Annotated in this window: 15 protein-coding genes; 12 read left to right on the top strand and 3 right to left on the bottom strand. The window is 43.6% G+C overall.

Translation table 11 applies throughout. The features are described 5' to 3' along the window. Window positions 1–110 precede the first annotated feature (110 nt). The 4 genes from ectA (at window position 111) to CAG69_RS13750 (ending at window position 3,851) form a co-directional block, all read left to right on the top strand. Entirely contained in the window at window positions 111–644 is a 534-nt protein-coding gene (gene ectA, locus CAG69_RS13765) for a diaminobutyrate acetyltransferase (RefSeq protein WP_005393379.1), read from the top strand. A gap of 34 nt (window positions 645–678) precedes the next feature. Next, entirely contained in the window at window positions 679–1,944 is a 1,266-nt protein-coding gene (gene ectB / locus CAG69_RS13760; RefSeq protein ID WP_005393371.1) for a diaminobutyrate--2-oxoglutarate transaminase, read from the top strand. Between the two features lie 15 nt (window positions 1,945–1,959). Further along, a complete protein-coding gene (locus tag CAG69_RS13755; protein WP_005393369.1) occupies window positions 1,960–2,346 on the top strand; it encodes an ectoine synthase in 387 nt (128 codons plus the stop codon). An 83-nt stretch (window positions 2,347–2,429) separates the two neighbouring features. Beyond that, window positions 2,430–3,851, top strand: coding sequence for an aspartate kinase (locus CAG69_RS13750; RefSeq protein ID WP_005393366.1), 1,422 nt, complete (start codon window positions 2,430–2,432; stop codon window positions 3,849–3,851). A 180-nt stretch (window positions 3,852–4,031) separates the two neighbouring features. Here CAG69_RS13750 and CAG69_RS13745 read toward each other — a convergent pair whose 3' ends face one another. Next, window positions 4,032–5,597: an arylsulfatase gene (locus CAG69_RS13745; RefSeq protein WP_012841879.1), complete on the bottom strand. Its 1,566-nt coding sequence runs from the start codon at window positions 5,595–5,597 to the stop codon at window positions 4,032–4,034. Window positions 5,598–5,991: 394 nt separating this feature from the next. Between CAG69_RS13745 and CAG69_RS13740 the strand changes: the two genes are divergently transcribed. Beyond that, window positions 5,992–8,313 carry a multiheme c-type cytochrome gene (locus tag CAG69_RS13740; protein WP_161444716.1) on the top strand — a complete coding sequence of 774 codons (2,322 nt, stop codon included), beginning with the start codon at window positions 5,992–5,994 and terminating at the stop codon, window positions 8,311–8,313. Between the two features lie 58 nt (window positions 8,314–8,371). On the opposite strand, the gene CAG69_RS13735 is transcribed toward CAG69_RS13740, so the two are convergent. Beyond that, entirely contained in the window at window positions 8,372–9,160 is a 789-nt protein-coding gene (locus tag CAG69_RS13735) for a formylglycine-generating enzyme family protein (RefSeq protein WP_161444714.1), read from the bottom strand. A gap of 177 nt (window positions 9,161–9,337) precedes the next feature. Here CAG69_RS13735 and CAG69_RS13730 point away from each other — a divergent pair, with 177 nt between their 5' ends. The 7 genes from CAG69_RS13730 to CAG69_RS13700 all read left to right on the top strand — a co-directional run bounded on the left by CAG69_RS13730 (window position 9,338) and on the right by CAG69_RS13700 (window position 17,197). Further along, complete coding sequence (locus CAG69_RS13730; RefSeq protein ID WP_161444712.1) at window positions 9,338–10,660, top strand: anaerobic sulfatase maturase; 1,323 nt, start codon at window positions 9,338–9,340, stop codon at window positions 10,658–10,660. Between the two features lie 40 nt (window positions 10,661–10,700). Then, window positions 10,701–11,783: a hypothetical protein gene (locus tag CAG69_RS13725; protein ID WP_161444709.1), complete on the top strand. Its 1,083-nt coding sequence runs from the start codon at window positions 10,701–10,703 to the stop codon at window positions 11,781–11,783. 159 nt (window positions 11,784–11,942) lie between these two features. After that, window positions 11,943–12,944 carry an HAD family hydrolase gene (locus CAG69_RS13720; protein ID WP_161444707.1) on the top strand — a complete coding sequence of 334 codons (1,002 nt, stop codon included), beginning with the start codon at window positions 11,943–11,945 and terminating at the stop codon, window positions 12,942–12,944. A gap of 187 nt (window positions 12,945–13,131) precedes the next feature. Continuing rightward, a complete protein-coding gene (locus CAG69_RS13715) occupies window positions 13,132–13,905 on the top strand; it encodes a DeoR/GlpR family DNA-binding transcription regulator (protein WP_161444705.1) in 774 nt (257 codons plus the stop codon). Between the two features lie 11 nt (window positions 13,906–13,916). Further along, window positions 13,917–14,957 carry an oxidoreductase gene (locus CAG69_RS13710; protein WP_161444703.1) on the top strand — a complete coding sequence of 347 codons (1,041 nt, stop codon included), beginning with the start codon at window positions 13,917–13,919 and terminating at the stop codon, window positions 14,955–14,957. Further along, window positions 14,954–15,430 carry a heme-degrading domain-containing protein gene (locus CAG69_RS13705; RefSeq protein WP_161444701.1) on the top strand — a complete coding sequence of 159 codons (477 nt, stop codon included), beginning with the start codon at window positions 14,954–14,956 and terminating at the stop codon, window positions 15,428–15,430. The genes CAG69_RS13710 and CAG69_RS13705 overlap by 4 nt, the downstream gene beginning before the upstream one ends. Before the next feature lie 189 nt (window positions 15,431–15,619). Continuing rightward, entirely contained in the window at window positions 15,620–17,197 is a 1,578-nt protein-coding gene (locus tag CAG69_RS13700; protein WP_161444700.1) for a sensor domain-containing diguanylate cyclase, read from the top strand. Window positions 17,198–17,248: 51 nt separating this feature from the next. Here CAG69_RS13700 and CAG69_RS13695 read toward each other — a convergent pair whose 3' ends face one another. Beyond that, window positions 17,249–17,806 (bottom strand): DUF3750 domain-containing protein, encoded by a 558-nt coding sequence (locus CAG69_RS13695; RefSeq protein ID WP_161444698.1) that lies wholly within the window; start codon window positions 17,804–17,806, stop codon window positions 17,249–17,251. Window positions 17,807–18,215: the final 409 nt, after the last annotated feature.

Raw genomic sequence — 18,215 nt, 5'->3', positions numbered from 1 at the left:
ATCTATCACAAAAATATCGATAAAAAGGCGGATTATTTGATTTTTAGTCGCGAGGAATGCCCATAATAAAAAGGAAATTTAATTAGACCTCAAAGGATATGTATTTCCACATGATCACATCAGCACCTTGGGTTCTTTATCCAGAGATTGGAGAAGACTCAAGTAAAAAATGGATTTTTCGTGAGCCTAAAATCTCTGATGGTGACGACATTTACAGCTTAATTGCAGACTGTCCTCCATTGGACATGAACTCATCTTATTGCAATTTCCTACAGTCTACGCATTTCAGCAAAACCAGTATTTTGGTTGAGCAAAAAGGCGAAATCGCAGGTTTCATTTCCGGTTATCAGAAACCAGACGAGCAAGACGTTTTATTTGTCTGGCAAGTTGCAGTCTCACCTCGCTTTAGAGGTCACGGTTTAGCATTCCGCATGTTGAAAGAACTTCTCACCCGAGAGGAATTGGGCGGTGTTAAATCGGTAGAAACTACCATCACGGAAGATAATAAAGCCTCTTGGGCATTGTTCAAAAAGTTAGATGCGATGAACGGCAACTCTGGCCAAGTAAGCACATTTTTGGATGAAGAAGCCCACTTTAAAGGCAAACACGATACAGAATATTTGTATCGCATTCCTCTCAAATAATCCTCAAACAATAGGAATTAAAAACGGTCTCATCATGGATATTTTCAAAAAGCAGGAATCCAACGTACGCTCATATTCAAACAATTTCCCAGTGGTTTTTCGTAAAGCAAAAGGCTGCTGGCTGGAAACAGAACAAGGTGAACGATACTTAGACTTCCTTGCTGGAGCGGGATCTCTAAATTACGGCCATAACAACCCAGTACTTAAGCAAGCACTGCTTGAGTACATTGAGATGGACGGTATTACTCACGGTTTGGATATGCACTCAGAAGCGAAAGCATCGTTTCTTGAAGCGTTGGATACTTACATCCTTAAACCAAGAAACTTGGACTACAAAGTTCAGTTTACTGGCCCAACTGGTACTAACGCCGTTGAGGCAGCACTTAAGTTAGCGAAAAAAGTAAAAGGTCGCGACAGCGTCGTTGCATTTACCAACGGTTTCCACGGTTGTACAGCTGGCGCACTGGCTGCAACGGGTAACCAGCATCACAGACAAGGTAACGGTTCTAGCTTAAGTAACGTCACTCGTATTCCATTTGAAGGTTACGCTGGCGTTGATGGTCTAGCATTGTTCGAAACCATGCTAAACGACAACTCTGCAGGTATGGATAAACCAGCCGCTGTACTTCTTGAAACTGTGCAGGGCGAGGGTGGTTTAAATGCTGCTTCAAACGAGTGGTTACAACGTTTGAGCAAAATCTGTAAAGCCAACGACATTCTTGTGATTGTCGATGACATTCAGGCTGGCTGTGGACGTACAGGTACTTTCTTTAGCTTTGAGCCGTCAGGTATTCAACCAGATATCGTGACGCTATCGAAATCGATCGGTGGTTACGGTTTGCCAATGGCCGTCGTTCTACTTAAACCAGAGCTAGACCAGTGGAAGCCAGGTGAGCATAACGGCACGTTCCGTGGCAACAACCATGCATTTATTACCGCAGCGAAAGCATTAGAAATTTATTGGGCAAATGATGACTTTGAAACACACATCAAGCAGTGTTCAGACAAAGTAAGTGCTGTTATTGATCGCTGCGTTCGTCGCTTCCCACAAATGTTTGTACAGAAAAAAGGTCGCGGCATGATGGTTGGTATTGAGTGTATCAACGGTGATATGGCATCTGAAATCGCGAAAAACTGTTTCGAAAACGGAATGGTAATTGAGACAGCTGGCCCTGACGACGAAGTCGTTAAGTTCTTCTGCCCACTTACGATTAGCGAGTCAGAACTAGACCAAGGACTAAGCATCTTTGAAAGTGCAGTGGAAACCATTGCTGCGAAACATTTCAAACAAGCATCTTAATAAGGATTATTAATTATGATCGTCAGAACACTCGATGAGTGTCGCAACAGTGAGCGACGTGTGGTTTCAGATAACTGGGAAAGTGTCCGTATGTTGTTGAAAGATGACAACATGGGTTTTTCTTTCCACATTACTACGATTTATGAAGGTACTGAAACACACATTCACTATCAAAATCACCTAGAATCGGTTTTTTGTATGAGCGGTGAAGGTGAAATTGAAGTCGTTGGTGGAGAAACTTATCCGATTAAACCGGGTACGTTATACATCCTTGATAAACACGATGAGCACTACTTGAGAGCTTATAAGAATAAAGAAATGGTAATGGCGTGTGTATTCAACCCACCAATTACCGGCGCTGAAGTGCACGATGAAAACGGTGTTTATCCTCTCGTTGACTAAAAGATAGAGGTGGGGTGCTTGTCACCCCACGATCAACTATCTCTTCTTTTTTCTTTTAAAGTTACCAATCAAAAAGGCTTATCATGACATTTACCGTAGAAAAAATCGGCGGTACATCAATGACAGCATTTGATGCTGTTCTCGACAACATTATTCTTCGTCCTAAATCGCCATACAATCGTATCTTTGTCGTCTCTGCATACGGCGGTATGACCGACGCGCTACTCGAATGTAAAAAAACCAGTAAGCCAGGTGTTTATCAGCTTATCGCGAAACGTGATGACAAATGGGAAGAAGCGCTAGCATATGTAGAAAGCCGTATGCTGCTCACAAATGAAAATATTTTCGCGGACCCAATGAATCGTATCCGTGCAGATAAATTCATTCGCTCACGTATTGCTGAAGCAAAAAACTGTATTGCGAACATTTTAGAAACTTGTCAGTACGGTCAGTTTTCGTTACGTCAGTATTTGCCTCAAATTCGAGAGTTTCTGTCGTCTATCGGTGAGGCGCACAGTGCTTACAACACGGCACTGAAACTAAAAAATATGGGTATTAACGCTAAGTTCGTTGACCTGTCCGGTTGGGACAATCAAGCGCCAAGAAGCCTTGATGAATCGATCAGTGATGCGTTTGCTGATATCGATGTGTCAAAAGAACTGCCAATCGTTACAGGTTATGCTTACTGTAAGGAAGGCCTAATGCACACTTATGACCGAGGTTATAGTGAGATGACATTTAGCCGAATTGCAGCGATAACAAAAGCGGATTTAGCGGTAATTCACAAAGAGTACCACTTGAGCTCTGCAGACCCGCGTGTTGTTGGTCCTGAAAAAGTTTTGCCAATTGGTAGTACAAACTATGATGTAGCAGACCAACTTGCTAACCTTGGCATGGAAGCGATTCACCCAAATGCAGCCGCAGGTTTACGTGAGAGTGGTATTGAGCTACAGATTAAAAATACATTTGAACCTGAACACGAAGGCACTTTGATCTCTTCAAGCTACCGCCCAGAAGAAGACAAAGTCGAAATTATCGCAGGTAAAGAAAAAGTGTTTGCACTGCATTTGTTTGACCAAGCGATGGTGGGAAAAGCCGATAACGTTAGCTACGAATTAATGGAAATTATCTCTGATGCGCGCGTAAGTTTAGTTGGTAAAGAGATGAACGCGAACTCTATTACTTACTATCTAGGTGGCAGTACTGATAGCTTGAACAAAGTATTGTATAAAGCTGAAAAACGCTATCCGAATGCGTCGATTAAAGGCCGTATGGTCGCGCTGATTTCAGCCATCGGTTCTCAAATTGACACTAACAAGACACTAGCGAAAGGTGTACTTTCTTTGATGAACAATGGCGTAACGCCAGTTGCACTTCACTCATCAATGAGAAATGTAAACGTTCAGTTCGTAGTGGGTGATAAAGAATATCAGCGTGCGATTTGCGCATTACATGATGAATTCTTTCAGAGCAATAGTTTAACTAAATCGGTTAACGTCGCTTAGTTTGTTCACGGTTAAAATACAAAGGAGAGCAGGTTTGCTCTCCTTTTTTGTTTTTCTGTGTTCTCAATATAGGCCCGCTTTGCATGGAGTAAACTACCGAGCTAAGTGTGTCCGTAGAGATACAGATAAGCCAGCAGAACTCTGCTGGCTCAGTAACGCAATCTAGAGTGATTAATTAAATTACTTAACTTTATTCACTTCTTGTTTAAGCATTTCTAACTGCTGCATCTTTTCTTGCATCTGCAAAGAGTCGTAATTTAAAGAAGCAGGGTTCATGGTTGTACCGCGTTGCATTGGGTATTCAGGTAACGTTTTAAAGAAGTCGCCAACAACGTCTTGAATTGGTACAAACAACCACATGTTGTCTGCCATCCAACGTAGGTACATTTGTGACTCGCTAGGACCTTTTTCAAATGGGTCAGCACGTAAGTGAATGATCTTAGGCCAGTTTGGTACAGATCGCACGGCGTCGCTTAGGTTTCCTTCTAGAGTTGCAAAGTGAAGTTTCCAGTCATTCCAGCGTACTGCGTTTAGTTCACCATTTGAGGTGAAGTAGAGCAGAGACTCACGTGGTCCTTTCTCTTCTTTTCCCTCGAAGTATGGCATGAAGTTGTAGCCGTCTATATGGACACGCCAGTCTTTACCATTTGCTTTGTAACCTTCAGCAAGCTTTTCTTTCACGTCAGGAACGCCAGCTGCCGCCAACAATGTTGGCAACCAGTCTTGATGAGCCATCATTTCGTTGATTTTCGTTCCTGGCTTAATGACACCTGGCCAACGCACAAGTTGAGGCACACGCATACCGCCTTCCCAAGTAGTGCCTTTCTCACCGTGGAATGGGGTTGCGCCCCCATCAGGCCAAGTCATGGTCTCTGCGCCGTTATCTGTTGTATAAATAACGATGGTGTTGTCAGCAACGCCTAACTCATCGAGTTTGTCGAGCAATACGCCGACTTGATCGTCATGCTCTAACATGCCATCAGCGTAAATGCTAACACCGGACTTGCCTCGATACTTCTCTTGTAATCGGGTCCAAACGTGCATGCGCGTAGAGTTATGCCAGATGAAGAAAGGCTTATCTGCTTTAACAGCTTTCTCCATAAACGATAAAGTGCTTTCGAGGAACTCTTCGTCCGCGTGTTCCATGCGTTTACGCGTCATTGGGCCAGTATCTTCAATCTTACCGTCGGCATAAGATTTAATTACACCACGAGGACCATAGTTTTTACGGAACTCTGGGTCTTTAGGGTAGTAGTAGGTTTCGGGCTCTTCTTCTGCATTAAGGTGGTACAAGTTACCAAAGAATTCATCAAAACCATGATTGGTAGGTAGGTGCTTATCTTGATCGCCCAAGTGGTTTTTACCGAACTGAGCTGTCATATAACCTTGGTCTTTTAGTAAGTCAGCAATAGTTGGTGCCCAATCTGGAATCCCATGGTCGGAACCCGGCATACCAATCGTCAGCAAGCCAGTGCGAAATGGTTCTTCGCCAGTAATGAATGCTGCTCGACCCGCAGTACAAGATTGTTGGCCGTAATGGTCTGTAAACAAAGCACCTTCGTTCGCGATACGATCGATGTTAGGGGTTTTGTAACGCATCATACCTTGGTTATATGCGCTGATGTTCCAGTAACCGACATCGTCACCGAAAATTGCAAGTATGTTGGGTTTGTCTGCCGCCATCGCTGCGCTGGACGTTGCTAACAGCCCGACGCCTACTGCGATTTTTCTCAATTGGTTTGCCATAAAAAACTCCAGGTGGTTGAGAGTAACGAGAAGCACAAGTAAACCTTGTGCTTAGGTGCTGCATAAGTTAATGATGTGTATAGAAAAATCCTCTTATACTCTTTATAACCATAAGTTATTGAGGGTATTTAACTATTTGTTTCTAAATAAAAATACTTGTCATTCTGATGATTTGGGGTGGTTTTAAAAATAGAGATGGGTCACTAATGAACACCAGAGCAGGTTGCTGGTGAGACGAATAAAGTTTCAGCAAAAAACACCGAGATACTCCCTAATCGGGGGACGAAGAATGGAGCACTCATTTTGAAAGCCTTTCACTTCTAATTATTTGTATAACCAAGGGGTTAGCGACTATATTGATTCAAGTTGCACCATCTAAATACTAAGGATAGTTATGAGTCAGTGGGCAGGTCGGTTTCGGTGTCTATTTCTGGGTATCGTCATGGTGAGTGGTTCGTTTTTTTCCCAGGCATCAGTGATAGAGAGTTCCCAAAATACCACGAAGCTTGGGTTGGAATATGTTGGCACGCAAACGTGCGCGGAATGTCACCAACGAGAGGTGGAGGCTTGGAAGGGCTCTCATCACGATATGGCAATGAAACACGCAAACTCAGAATCTGTTCAAGGTGATTTTGATAACCGCACAGTGACGCATGATGGGCAACCCAACCGTTTTTTTAGACAAGGCGAGGAGTATTGGGTCAATATTCAAGGCCCTGATGGTCAATGGCATGATTATAAAATTAGCTACACATTTGGCTGGGAACCGTTACAGCAATATATGGTGGAGTTTGAAGACGGTCGTGTACAGCTCATTCCTTTTGCGTGGGATTCAAGGACGAAATCGGAAGGTGGTCAGCGCTGGTTTCACCTCTATCCAGAGACAGCAACGACAGATGAGTTTTACTGGACTAACACTGGGCAAAATTGGAATTTCATGTGTGCAGACTGTCATTCGACCAATTTAAAGAAGAACTATGACGCAATCAAAAATACCTACAACACGTCTTGGTCCGAGATCAATGTTGGTTGTGAAGCGTGTCATGGCCCTGCAAGTGGACACATCGAGTTGGCGAAAAAATCCGCATCTACAGGAGGCTCTTTCGATACAGATAGTCACTATGGTTTTGACCGAAATTTATCTAAAGCGGTAACCGAGTGGGTATTTGAGAAGGGCCACAGAACGTTACAACCAAAAGCAATCGCAGAAACAAATCAAGTTCAGACGTGCGCACAATGTCACAGCCGTCGAACGCAGTTAAATGAGACTGGTGATCACATTCAAGGCTCATTTTTAGATAAATATCGGTTAAGCCTGATCACTCCAGAACTCTACTACCACGATGGCCAAATTTACGATGAAGACTATGTTTACGGTTCATTTCTTCAGTCTGAAATGGCTGAAAAAGGCGTAACATGCACCAATTGCCACGATCCTCATTCGGCAAAACTAAACATCCCAGAAGAGGCAGTATGTTCACAATGTCATATTGCGTCAGAATATACCCCAGAAAACCACACCTTCCATGAAGCAGGATCCAAAGCATCACAATGTACGACTTGTCACATGCCAGAAACGACTTATATGCAAGTCGATCCTCGTAGAGACCACAGTTGGCACGTACCTAGACCTGACTTGAGCAAACACATCGATACGCCCAATGTATGTACGTCTTGTCATGAGGATAAGAGTAACCAGTGGGCGGATGCGCAGATAGCCGAATGGTTTCCTCACTCTCAATACCGCAATCAACAACACTTTGCTGTCGCGTTTTATGCCGATGCAATTGGGCACAAAGGGGCGGCGAATGCTCTGGCTTACTCTGCTCAGGATTCATCATTAAAAGACATCATACGAGCTTCTGCATTAGAGCGAATGGGTGGCAATACTGACCAAAATACGACTGTTTCGCTCGCAAGGGCCGTTAAAAATGAGAATGAAATGATTCGGCTCGGCGCAGTCGCGGGCTCGTCTGGTTATGAGTTTCATGATCGATGGCGAATTTTAGAACCACTGCTGGATGATCCCGTACTTTCAGTGAGGGCGGAGGCGGCTTCGGTATTAGTGACCAGCTATGCACAAATGACGCCGTTACAAAAAGATAGGATTCAACCACCGCTTGAAGAGTACATGGACATTCAAAAGTTTAACGCCGATCGTGGTTTTGGTAGAACCAATTTGGCAAATGTATACCGCAGCTTAGGCGAAATCGATAAGGCAATTGCGTTGTACCAAGAAGCGATAAGTATCGAGCCTTATTTCGAAAATAGTTACGTGAATTTATCGGACCTGTATCGACGCCTTGGGAAAGAAAAAGCTGCGCTCTGGGTGTTACAACAAGGGATGAAAGCTCAGCCTAAATCCAGCTCATTACCTTACAGTGCCGGTCTTTCTTTGTTACGCCAAGGCAAGGAAGATGAGGCCAAAGCTCTACTTAAACATGCCGCAGAACTAGGAAAGACTAACGCTCACTACTGGTATGTTTATGGTCTAGCTTTGGAAAAAAGTGACGTTCTGGAAGCCAGTAAGGCATTGCAGACTGCGTTTAAAGTTGGTGGGAACCCTCAACATTTATATGCTCAATGCGAAGTTCTAGCGAGAAATCATAAAAAAGGCGCTGTCGCTTTTGCTTTCGATAGGTGTCTAAAAGAGCTGAGTAATTATGCTCCTAAGCAGGCTATTGATCAGCTGAAAGCACCTATTACGAATCTGTAGAGATTAAACACCAATAGTAAAAAGTGGAGCCTTTATCGCGCCACTTTCTCTACTTAGTTTAGTCTACGTCTTTCGCTAGTCTAAGGCCCATGTCAGACATAATGACGGATTGGCTGGCAAAATCGCGGCGATAGTTTTCAGATTCGTCTGCGTCATAAGCAAAGCTGCCGCCACGTACAGACTTGTGTGCAAGGCTTTCTTTTTCCTCTTTTGCGTTTACCGGATTATCACTGGGCGCTGTTTTGTAATAACCTTCGTCAAAAGCATCAATCACAAACTCGCCTACGTTACCTGTCATATCGTACAACCCGAGCTCGTTTGGTTGCTTTTGACCTACCTTATGAGCCTTATTGTGCGAGTTATTCGCATACCAAGCCACATCGTCAATATTGTTTGATCCAGAAAAAGTGAAGCCTTTACTTAAAATTCCGCCTTTAGCGGCAAACTCCCATTCAGCTTCTGTTGGCAGACGGTAATGCTCTCCCGTTTTTTCATTCAATTTCTTAATGAAATAATTGGCTTGTTGCCAACTAATATTATTGACGGGTGTATTTGGATCTCGAAAGTAGCTCAGAGAGGTGCCAGTGACAGCTTCAAATAGCGATTGAGTTACCTCAAATTTTGACAAATAGAATCCATCAACGTTAACAGTGCGAGCTGGGCGCTCTGACTTTTTGGCTGATGGATTATCTGCGCCCATCGTAAACTGCCCACCTTCGACAAGAACCATATCTTGATCGATTTTCTGAGCGAGAGAGTGTGGTGGGGTTGTTGCACACCCATTAATTATCAGCGTGACCGATATAGCTGAGACAAGGGAAATAATCTTACTTTTGGGATGTTTCATTCGGCGACTCCGTCAACGACTTTGGTCAGAAAGTCTAGCAAGCAAAACCATAACAAACGGTTATACACACTATAACAAGCGCCGAGAATAATTGAACATTATCATCACCCTAGGCGATTAACTCGATGATTAGGTTTGACATCATTGGGGACAGGTTAGCAACTAAGAAGGTGATGAATGCACATAACTCAAGGGCCTCAGTTCAACGGAAAAGCATCTAAGCGTTTACATGTGATGGCAAAGCCCATTGGTGCTGCTTGCAACATCGATTGCACTTATTGTTATTACTTAAGCAAACAAGATTTGTTGGAATATAAGCAAGGGTGCTCGCCAATAATGGATGACGAAACCTTAGAGAGCTATATCCGCCAATACATCGAAGGGCAGAACACACCTGAAATTATCTTCTCTTGGCAAGGTGGAGAGCCAACCATGCTGGGGTTGGATTACTTCAAAAGAATTGTTGAATTACAAGATAAATACCGCCCTCATGGTATTACGCTCTCTAACGATCTTCAGACTAATGGCACGCTTCTTAATGATGAGTGGTGCGAGTTTCTAAAAGCGAACCACTTTCTTGTCGGTTTAAGCATCGATGGTCCTGAGATGATGCACAACGCTTACCGAACAAATCGAGCGGGAAGAGGCACATTTAAACAAGTGATGAACGCCGTTGAGCTATTACATAAGCATGAAGTGAAGTTTGCAACGCTCACGTGTGTGAACAACTTGACCAGCCGTAACCCATTGGAAGTGTATCGCTTCTTACGAGATGAAGTACGTTCCCCTCAAATGCAGTTTATTCCGATTGTTGAGCAGAAAACTTTCAGAACAACAGCGCCACAAACTTGGAAGCCCAATGAGCAACTAATGCAAGGTGATAAACGTCTGATTCCCGGCCATAAGGATTCGGTTGTCGAGCCATTTTGTGTGGCGGATGAAGCATGGGGTAACTTCCTTATCGCGATATTCAATGAGTGGGTCGTGCATGATATTGGTAACGTTTTTGTACAGTATTTTGAAGCGAGTTTGGAAACATGGATAGGAAGAAAAAACCCACTATGCACGCTAGGTGAAATCTGTGGCAAAGGTTTAGCAATGGAACCAAACGGTGATGTCTTTGCGTGTGACCACTATGTTTACCCGGAATACAAGGTCGGGAATATTCACCGTGAAAAACTCGATACTCTCGCTTATAGCCCTGACCAGCAGAAATTCGGGTTTGCTAAAAGTCGTACACTGCCTCAGCAGTGTGTTAATTGCGATTATCAGTTTGCATGTTTTGGAGAATGCCCTAAAAACCGCTTTATTCGCACCAGAAAAGGTGAGCCTGGCCTTAACTATCTATGTGCAGGTTGGAAGAAGTTTTTTGCGCATGTCGACAAATCAATGGCGTACATTTTACGAGCGATGGGCAACCCTGTGGTACACGGTAAATACAGCGATAAGGTTTTACACCTGCAAGCGTCTAATCGACCTGTTTTTGACACTAAGTTCTAAGATTCAACTGGTCCAGTTTTATAAAAGTAAGGTCTCATCAATGCAAAAGATAACGCGTTTTACGAAGTCACTTTTAATGTTCACGATGAGTGTAGCGTTAAGCCAAGGCGTTTGGGCTCAAGATAAATCTCTGCTCAATTCAGATAAAGTTTCACCCGTTGAGATACCATCTCAAGAAGAACCAATGACGCTAGCACAGCGAGTCGAAAAGTTGTCTTATGATGCACAAAACAAAAAGTTGTCTTCAGAAAAGCGTATTGATGCTTTACGTGAACTGGCCAACTACCCCAGCCAAAACGCTTTGGTTGCCGTCGCTCGTGGTTTGAAAGATGCAGATGCTGGAATTCGTGAAGCAGCAATTGTAGGAGCTCAACCCTATATGATAGAGCATCGCTGGCGTCTGGTTTCCCCGTTGCTAAGTGATGACGATGCAATGGTTCGAATTACCGCAGCGATAAACTTGGTTCGAGATTACGCCAATTTAAGTTCGGAGCAGCAACAGTCACTTGAAGGCGCGGTGACTGATTTAACATCCTACTTGTCGCAGAAAACTGACAACGTTTCTAGATTACTCCTTGCCGATGTATATCGTTGGCATCGAGAGTGGGACAAAGCGGCATTGATTTATCCAGAGCTAACCAAGCTGATGCCAAGTAACCCGCAAGTCTGGTTAAGCTATGCGGACAATTTTCGAGCGCAACAAAAAGATCGACAAGCTATCCAAGTACTTGATGAAGCAATCACACTTTTTCCTGATAACGCTGCTTTGCATTACTCGAAGTCATTGGCGCTAGTAAGACTTAGTGAGAAGCATGATGCCGCTAGCGAAATTGAAAAGGCCGCTAATATGGCGAAGAACAACAGTTATTTTTGGTACTTGAATGGTGTTCTGCAAGAAGAGTTAGATCTTAAAAAATCTGTGGACGCTTTTGAAAAAGCTTATTTGATCTCTGGCGCGCCGGAGCAGCTTTATGCAGTGTGTGATATCTACATTCGTTACGACAACCCCAAGTCTGAACAGTGTTTAGCGGAACTTAAGAAAGTGGCTCCGGATTACGTGATTGATGAGCTTAATCAGAAAAAGGGACGTCAAAGTACTTCAGAGCAGGTTGACGCCAGCTAACTCAACACTTTATCAGTAAGCTTCTTTAATTAAAGCGTGTTTCTAGTTACAAGGTCACTTTCTGGTGTCGTTGCATATGTTGCTCTGAATTGCGCTTGTTAATCGTGAACTATACTTTCATTTGGATTTGCATCCCGTACCTCAATATAAGGAATTAAAATGGCTATAAAGTTAAAGGTGATTGTCCTTGCGACAAGTTTTGCTCTGTCTAGCTATAGCATTGCTGCTGATATGCAAGATCCTCTGCCGTCATGGAACAACACCGGTGCTAAGCAAGCTATTATGGCGTTTGTTACTAAAACGACGACTCAAGGCTCGGACGCTTATATTCCTGAAAGCCAAAGGATCGCTACGTTTGATAATGACGGGACGCTGTGGGCAGAAAAACCCGTTTATCTACAGCTGTTTTTTGCGATCGATAAAGTGAAAGAGATGGCCTCTGAGCATCCTGATTGGAAAACAACAGAACCTTTTGCTTCGGCAATAAAAGGTGACTTGGAGGGGGTTGGCAAGCAAGGCCTTGAAGGTGTGATGAAGCTTGTTATGGCGACTCACTCCGGAATGTCGACTGATCAGTTCCATCAAGAAGTGAAGGAGTGGATGAAAACGGCCGTGCATCCTACGACGGGAAAGCCATACACTGAAATGGTTTATCAACCGATGCTTGAGTTACTCGACTATTTGAGAGCAAATGACTACCAGACCTATATAATTTCTGGAGGTGGCATTGATTTCATGCGTGTTTGGGCACCAGAAGTATACGGGATCCCAACGCAAAATATCGTTGGGACGACATTAAAAGCGGAGTATCAGGTCGTTGATGGACAGCCGACTATTCAACGCTTGCCAGAAATTGATTTTGTGAATGATAAAGCGGTGAAGCCTGTCACGATCCAGAACTTCATTGGTAAGCGCCCGGTGATGGCATTTGGTAATTCTGACGGTGACTTACAAATGCTAGAGTGGACTAAAGCGGGGTCTGGCCCACGATTTTCAGCGGTTATCCATCACACGGATGACAAGCGTGAATGGGCGTATGATAAAGACTCTCACGTGGGGAAATTAGACAAATCATTTAAAGTGGGTGAAGAGCAAGGTTGGCTGTTTGTCGATATGAAACAAGATTGGAATCAAGTTTTTAAAGAAGCGATGAAAAAATAGCGACCCAGCCAACGTAAACACTACACCAAACATTTTGTGATAGGGGGTGATGAGCAAAACGCTCTTCATCTCCTCAACTTAACAATTCTGTTTGGTATCAGCATAAGCAAATATTGCGTGCGTCCGTATTGGTTATTTGATTGCTGTGTGGCATTATTGCTTAAAACCACTTAAGTGAATTTAAGTAATGACGCAAGAAGAGCGATTGATAGAGCTCAGAGCCAAGCTAGAGCTACAAAACAAAATAACGTTATCGGAAGTTTGCGAGTATTTTGGCATCTCGCGAGATTCAGCGCGTCGAGATTTAGTTAAGTTGAGCCAACTACCGGGATTACAAAGAATCCGAGGTGGCGTCATGCTTGCCCCAATATCTTCCTCTACAGAGGCGTACTCCAGTCGAGCAATTAGCGACACTAAACATCGCCTCGCTCAAGCGTCCGCTAAGCTTGTGGATGAGCGTGACCACCTTGTTATTGATACCAGTACTATCTTATCTTTGCTCCCACTTTACGTAGAAAAAGCACGCTGTGAAGAAGATAAGCTCAACGTGGTCACCAACAGTATTGACGTACTAATCGCTGCTGAAAAAAGTGAATCAATGGACGTCCATTTCTTAGGTGGACACTTTGACCCCTACGCCAGAGCGATCTTGGGTGCACAAGCAGAACAGCAAATGAAGCAATATCATGTGAATAAGGCGTTTATTGGTGTGTGCGCGTTGTCATCCCGAGGGTTGACGACAAATAATGAGCTAGAAGCAACCATGAAACAAATCATGATAGAGCAAGCTCAACAAGTCATTGTCGTTTGTGAATCCCGCAAAATTGGAAGCGATAATTTTCACCATGTATGTGATTTGTCAAAGATCGACATCGTTATTACCGATCATGCTCCTCAATCAGATTTTCAACAACTTCTCGACCACAATGATATTGAATGTATTGTTGTTTCACCGAAATAAGGAACCTTAGTATGGCTTACTATCCCGTAAAGACCGCCGTGATTGGTTACGGATATTCAGCAAAAACTTTCCATTTACCCTTCATTAAAGCACTGCCAAACTTGACGTTGAGCGCAATAAGTTCTCGTCAACAGGAAGCGGTCCAAAATGATTGGCCAGATGCTCAGTGGTTTGCTGATGCCAATACTTTACTCGATGACAGTGACGCTGAGCTTGTGATCATCACTGCGCCAAATGACGTGCACTACGAGCTCGCAAAGCGCGCGTTGAACAATGGGAAACATGTCATTGTCGAAAAACCGTTTGTAACGCGCATAGAAGATGGGAATGAGTTGATCGCCTTAGCAGAAGAAAAAGGATTGGTTCTGAGCGTTTTTCATAATAGGCGTTGGGATGGAGATTTTCTCACCGTTAAATCGCTTATCGAACAAGGTAAGTTAGGTGATGTGAGGCTGTTTGAGTCGCACTTTGATCGCTACCGTCCTGAAGTTCGTCAACGCTGGCGAGAGCAGGCTCAAGATGGCGGTGGTATTTTATTCGATCTTGCTCCCCATCTTCTCGATCAGGCCTTGGTGTTATTTGGTTTGCCAGATGCGATAGACGCACAGTGTCGAATGATGCGTCCGGGCGCGACGACGATTGATTACTACAACTTAGTGCTTCATTACCCAGACCATATTGTGCATTTACATTCAAACTTATACAGCCCAGAACCAAACCTGCGTTATAAAGTATTGGGTACTGAGGCTAAATATGAAAAATACGGATTAGATCCTCAAGAAGGCTACTTAAAAGAAGGCCGATTACCGGAAAACGATGCTTGGTCGGAAGAGGACGAGGCGTTATACGGTGTCCGCTACGACGAAGACGGTGCGCAAACTATCAAAACGGAGAGAGGTGCGTATCAAGCTTATTTTGTTGGTGTAGCAGATGCCATTCGTTTGGGTACTGATAACCCGGTTCCTGCCGTTCAAGCAGTACAGAATATCGCTCTGATTGAGATGGCATTGGAAAGCAGTAAAACGGGTAAAACGATTCAGGTGAAATCATGAGCTTAACGCTTGAGCTCGTCGCTCAACAAGAGCATGAGCTTCAATTGAAAGAGTTTAACCATCAAGTTGCGTGGTCTATTGGTTTGGCTTTAAAAGAAGCGGCGGAAGCCTGTGACGCGGCTGTGGCTATTGAGGTCTACGGTTTTGGACAAACGCTATTTCAATACGCGATGACAGGAACGTGCGCTGACCATTTGGATTGGGTTCGTAGAAAGCGAAATTCAGTATTGAGATATGGTCACAGCTCTTACTACCTCTCGCTGTACAATAAGCAAAAGCAGCGTGATTTTGAAAATCAGCCACATCTCGATGCGCGTGAGTATTGTGCTCATGGCGGCGCGTTCCCAATTCGAATCTTGGGTTCTGGTTTAGTTGGGGTTGTGACGGTATCGGGTTTACCGCAGTTAGATGATCATCAGCTTGTTGTCGATGTATTAAAGACAATGGTAATGACCAGCACAGAGCTTGCTTAAAGTTGTTCGATATTACAGTGGCACGGCATTTATTTTGTGTCACTGAATTCTCTTATTAGCTCATTTTGCGTCCTATTATGTGAGAAAATATTTAATATTGCTCCCAACTTCCTACCTGAAAATTAAATCGATTTCATATAACCTATACGCTCATTCATACAAAAAGCCATCGAAGCTGGCAGTTGGCAAATGTCCTTTAGAAGAAAAGAAAAACTTAATCTTAGAAACCTTATTGTAATCCTGTGTGTTTTCAGTGTGCTTGTCACTTTGATCAATGCGTTTTATTCGATCTATCGAGTGCAACGAGATCTCATCATCAATAACACGTTAGAGTCCAACCGCGTTTATGCGCAAAAAATGTCAGAAATGACGGACTCTTTCATAGAAAGCTCAATGTCGCAGCTAAAATACAGTGCGAACTTGCTAAAAGATAAGATGCACGATGCTCAGTTTCTTGACGAAGAGGCGGAAAGGCTGAGAAAGCAAACCAAATCATTCAACTCTGTGGTTGTCGTTAATGCGAAAGGTGTCATTATTTCTGTATCACCAGAGACACTTCAGGTTAAAGGTGTAAAGCTCGTTGGTGAAAGAAAACGTCAATCTTTAAATGCTCAAGCGCCCGTTGTCACTGAACCATTCATCTCACCCGCAGGAAATTATCTGTTAACGATCTCATACCCTATATTTTCTCAGTCCAATGAATATTTAGGCTATATCGGCGGTACTATCTATTTAGAGAAGGACAATATTCTTGCGGAATTACTTAGCCAGCATGCTTACAAAGATGGCTCTTTCCTTTACGTTGTGGACGAAAGCAATACGCTGATCTACCACCCAGATAAATCGCGGGTTGGCGAAGTGATCAACGATAATATGGCAATTAACGCCGTGACAATGGGTCAGCGTGGTAACAAAGAAATTGTGAACTCTCGTGGTGTTGAAATGCTAGCAGGGTATGCACCAGTTGAATCATCAGGGTGGGGAATTGTCGCTCAGCGCCCGAAATCAATGACGTTAATGGTGCTAGATGAGCAGATGTGGAGTGTTTTTTTCAAATCGATTCCAATTGGTTTATTAACTCTGCTGTTGATCTGGTTCTTCTCTCTACTTATTTCAAGACCATTATGGCAACTGGCTGGCGCTGTTCGAGGAGTGGAAGAACACTCTTCATCCATCGATGATTTGAAGCTGGTTAAGTCTTGGTATTTTGAGGCTTCACATTTGAAGCTCAGTTTCCTCAAAGCGTTTGGTATCGTCTCAAAAACCATTGATAAGCTGCAACTGGATACGCTAACAGACGCGATGACTGGGTTGTTAAATCGACGCGGCTTAGACAAAGTTCTAGGCTTGTTTAAGCAAGAAAACACCGCTTTTTCTATTTTAGCTTTGGATATTGATCACTTTAAGAGCGTCAATGATAACTATGGTCATGATGTGGGTGACAATCTACTCAAAGAATTCGCTCAGTTGATGAAAGAGCAGGCCCGAGCGAATGATCATCTTTGCCGTTCCGGTGGGGAAGAGTTCATGATGTTCCTTGAAGAGACGGATGTTCATCACGCGGTTGATGTCGCTGAGCGGATTAGGCATGACGTAGAAAAACACGATTTCCTGGTCGTTGGTAAGGTAACGGTATCACTTGGTGTTTCTCACTGGAAAGGCAACGATATGCCAATTGAAGCGGTAATGAAAGACGCTGACAACGCTCTGTATAAAGCAAAGCGCAACGGAAGAAACAGAACCGAGTTGGGTGAAGACGCACAATAGGTATAGTGCTATGCGCTGAACGTAAAACGCGCCAGTTACCAAGCTTTTGTTCTATTCGTTGGCGTAGCCGCTACCAATTGCTCTAAATGGCAAGTCGAGTTCTAACTCTGGAATTTGCTTGCCCACCCAAGCCGGGAATGTGTTGCTATTTGGTCCTGGAAACAACGTGTATTCTTCAGCCCAAGGGTATTGGTTGATAACACTTTGTATTTTCGGGATAAGTTTATCGGCTTTTTCACCTTGTATTGAGAGTATTTTTTCTGGCTTCGCACCGTACCAGTAGCGATCTGGTGTGCCCGTTTGGTATTGATACAGAGCGGGTTGTCCACGATTCACGCGCCACCCGACCACTTCATACACGGTATATTCGTTCGCATTTTCAGGCTTTATCGCAAACCAAGTGTGCACCGCAAGCCAGCCTCGCCAACCAAATGCATCTGCGGCATAAAACTCAATTACGGCATGTTTCACATTGGAAGGGTCAGGCGCGATACCGGCAGGTTCTCTGCTTGCGGTACGCCAATCTCCTTGAGTGCATCCACCCATCAAAGCTGCGATTGATATCAAGCCAACTTTTAATAGATGAGTAAAACTGAGAGAGTTTTTCATTGATCGCTCCTAGACCAACCGATGTTGGAAATGCTTTATTGATTTTAGCTATAAAATAGGTGCAAGCCTTATTGTTAAATCTTCCCTTCGTTAAAAAGAAGGGAAGGCTAGCGCCACAATATCGGATCATACGTAATAATGAGGTAAGCAGATTTGTAACATGTGGCATAGACAATATTGTCTCTCTCTATTAACTTGCTTAGTTGCGTATGAAAAAGTAAGAGCTTGTACGTATATTGCTTACATTGTTTATTGCTTTTAAATTCAATAAAAACAATTACTTAGGTGTTATTGGTGGCGATTAAATAGGCTGGTTTATCCTCAGATGTATTGTGATATCCCCATTTTTAGCGGAATTTTATCGTACATCCTTTTACTGTATTTAGAGACTTGCGTACACCTGTGGCAC

The organism is Vibrio sp. V43_P6S15P86 (assembly GCF_009904725.1).
GTDB lineage: Bacteria > Pseudomonadota > Gammaproteobacteria > Enterobacterales > Vibrionaceae > Vibrio > Vibrio diabolicus.
This window is presented reverse-complemented; position numbering and strand designations above follow the sequence as displayed.

Excerpts from the sequence above, each read along its gene's own strand:
- ectA (WP_005393379.1), top strand. The coding sequence starts at position 111 with ATGATCACATCAGCACCTTGGGTTCTTTATCCAGAGATTGGAGAAGAC.
- ectB (WP_005393371.1), top strand. The coding sequence starts at position 679 with ATGGATATTTTCAAAAAGCAGGAATCCAACGTACGCTCATATTCAAAC.
- CAG69_RS13755 (WP_005393369.1), top strand. The coding sequence starts at position 1,960 with ATGATCGTCAGAACACTCGATGAGTGTCGCAACAGTGAGCGACGTGTG.
- CAG69_RS13750 (WP_005393366.1), top strand. The coding sequence starts at position 2,430 with ATGACATTTACCGTAGAAAAAATCGGCGGTACATCAATGACAGCATTT.
- CAG69_RS13745 (WP_012841879.1), bottom strand. The coding sequence starts at position 5,597 with ATGGCAAACCAATTGAGAAAAATCGCAGTAGGCGTCGGGCTGTTAGCA.
- CAG69_RS13740 (WP_161444716.1), top strand. The coding sequence starts at position 5,992 with ATGAGTCAGTGGGCAGGTCGGTTTCGGTGTCTATTTCTGGGTATCGTC.
- CAG69_RS13735 (WP_161444714.1), bottom strand. The coding sequence starts at position 9,160 with ATGAAACATCCCAAAAGTAAGATTATTTCCCTTGTCTCAGCTATATCG.
- CAG69_RS13730 (WP_161444712.1), top strand. The coding sequence starts at position 9,338 with ATGCACATAACTCAAGGGCCTCAGTTCAACGGAAAAGCATCTAAGCGT.
- CAG69_RS13725 (WP_161444709.1), top strand. The coding sequence starts at position 10,701 with ATGCAAAAGATAACGCGTTTTACGAAGTCACTTTTAATGTTCACGATG.
- CAG69_RS13720 (WP_161444707.1), top strand. The coding sequence starts at position 11,943 with ATGGCTATAAAGTTAAAGGTGATTGTCCTTGCGACAAGTTTTGCTCTG.
- CAG69_RS13715 (WP_161444705.1), top strand. The coding sequence starts at position 13,132 with ATGACGCAAGAAGAGCGATTGATAGAGCTCAGAGCCAAGCTAGAGCTA.
- CAG69_RS13710 (WP_161444703.1), top strand. The coding sequence starts at position 13,917 with ATGGCTTACTATCCCGTAAAGACCGCCGTGATTGGTTACGGATATTCA.
- CAG69_RS13705 (WP_161444701.1), top strand. The coding sequence starts at position 14,954 with ATGAGCTTAACGCTTGAGCTCGTCGCTCAACAAGAGCATGAGCTTCAA.
- CAG69_RS13700 (WP_161444700.1), top strand. The coding sequence starts at position 15,620 with ATGTCCTTTAGAAGAAAAGAAAAACTTAATCTTAGAAACCTTATTGTA.
- CAG69_RS13695 (WP_161444698.1), bottom strand. The coding sequence starts at position 17,806 with ATGAAAAACTCTCTCAGTTTTACTCATCTATTAAAAGTTGGCTTGATA.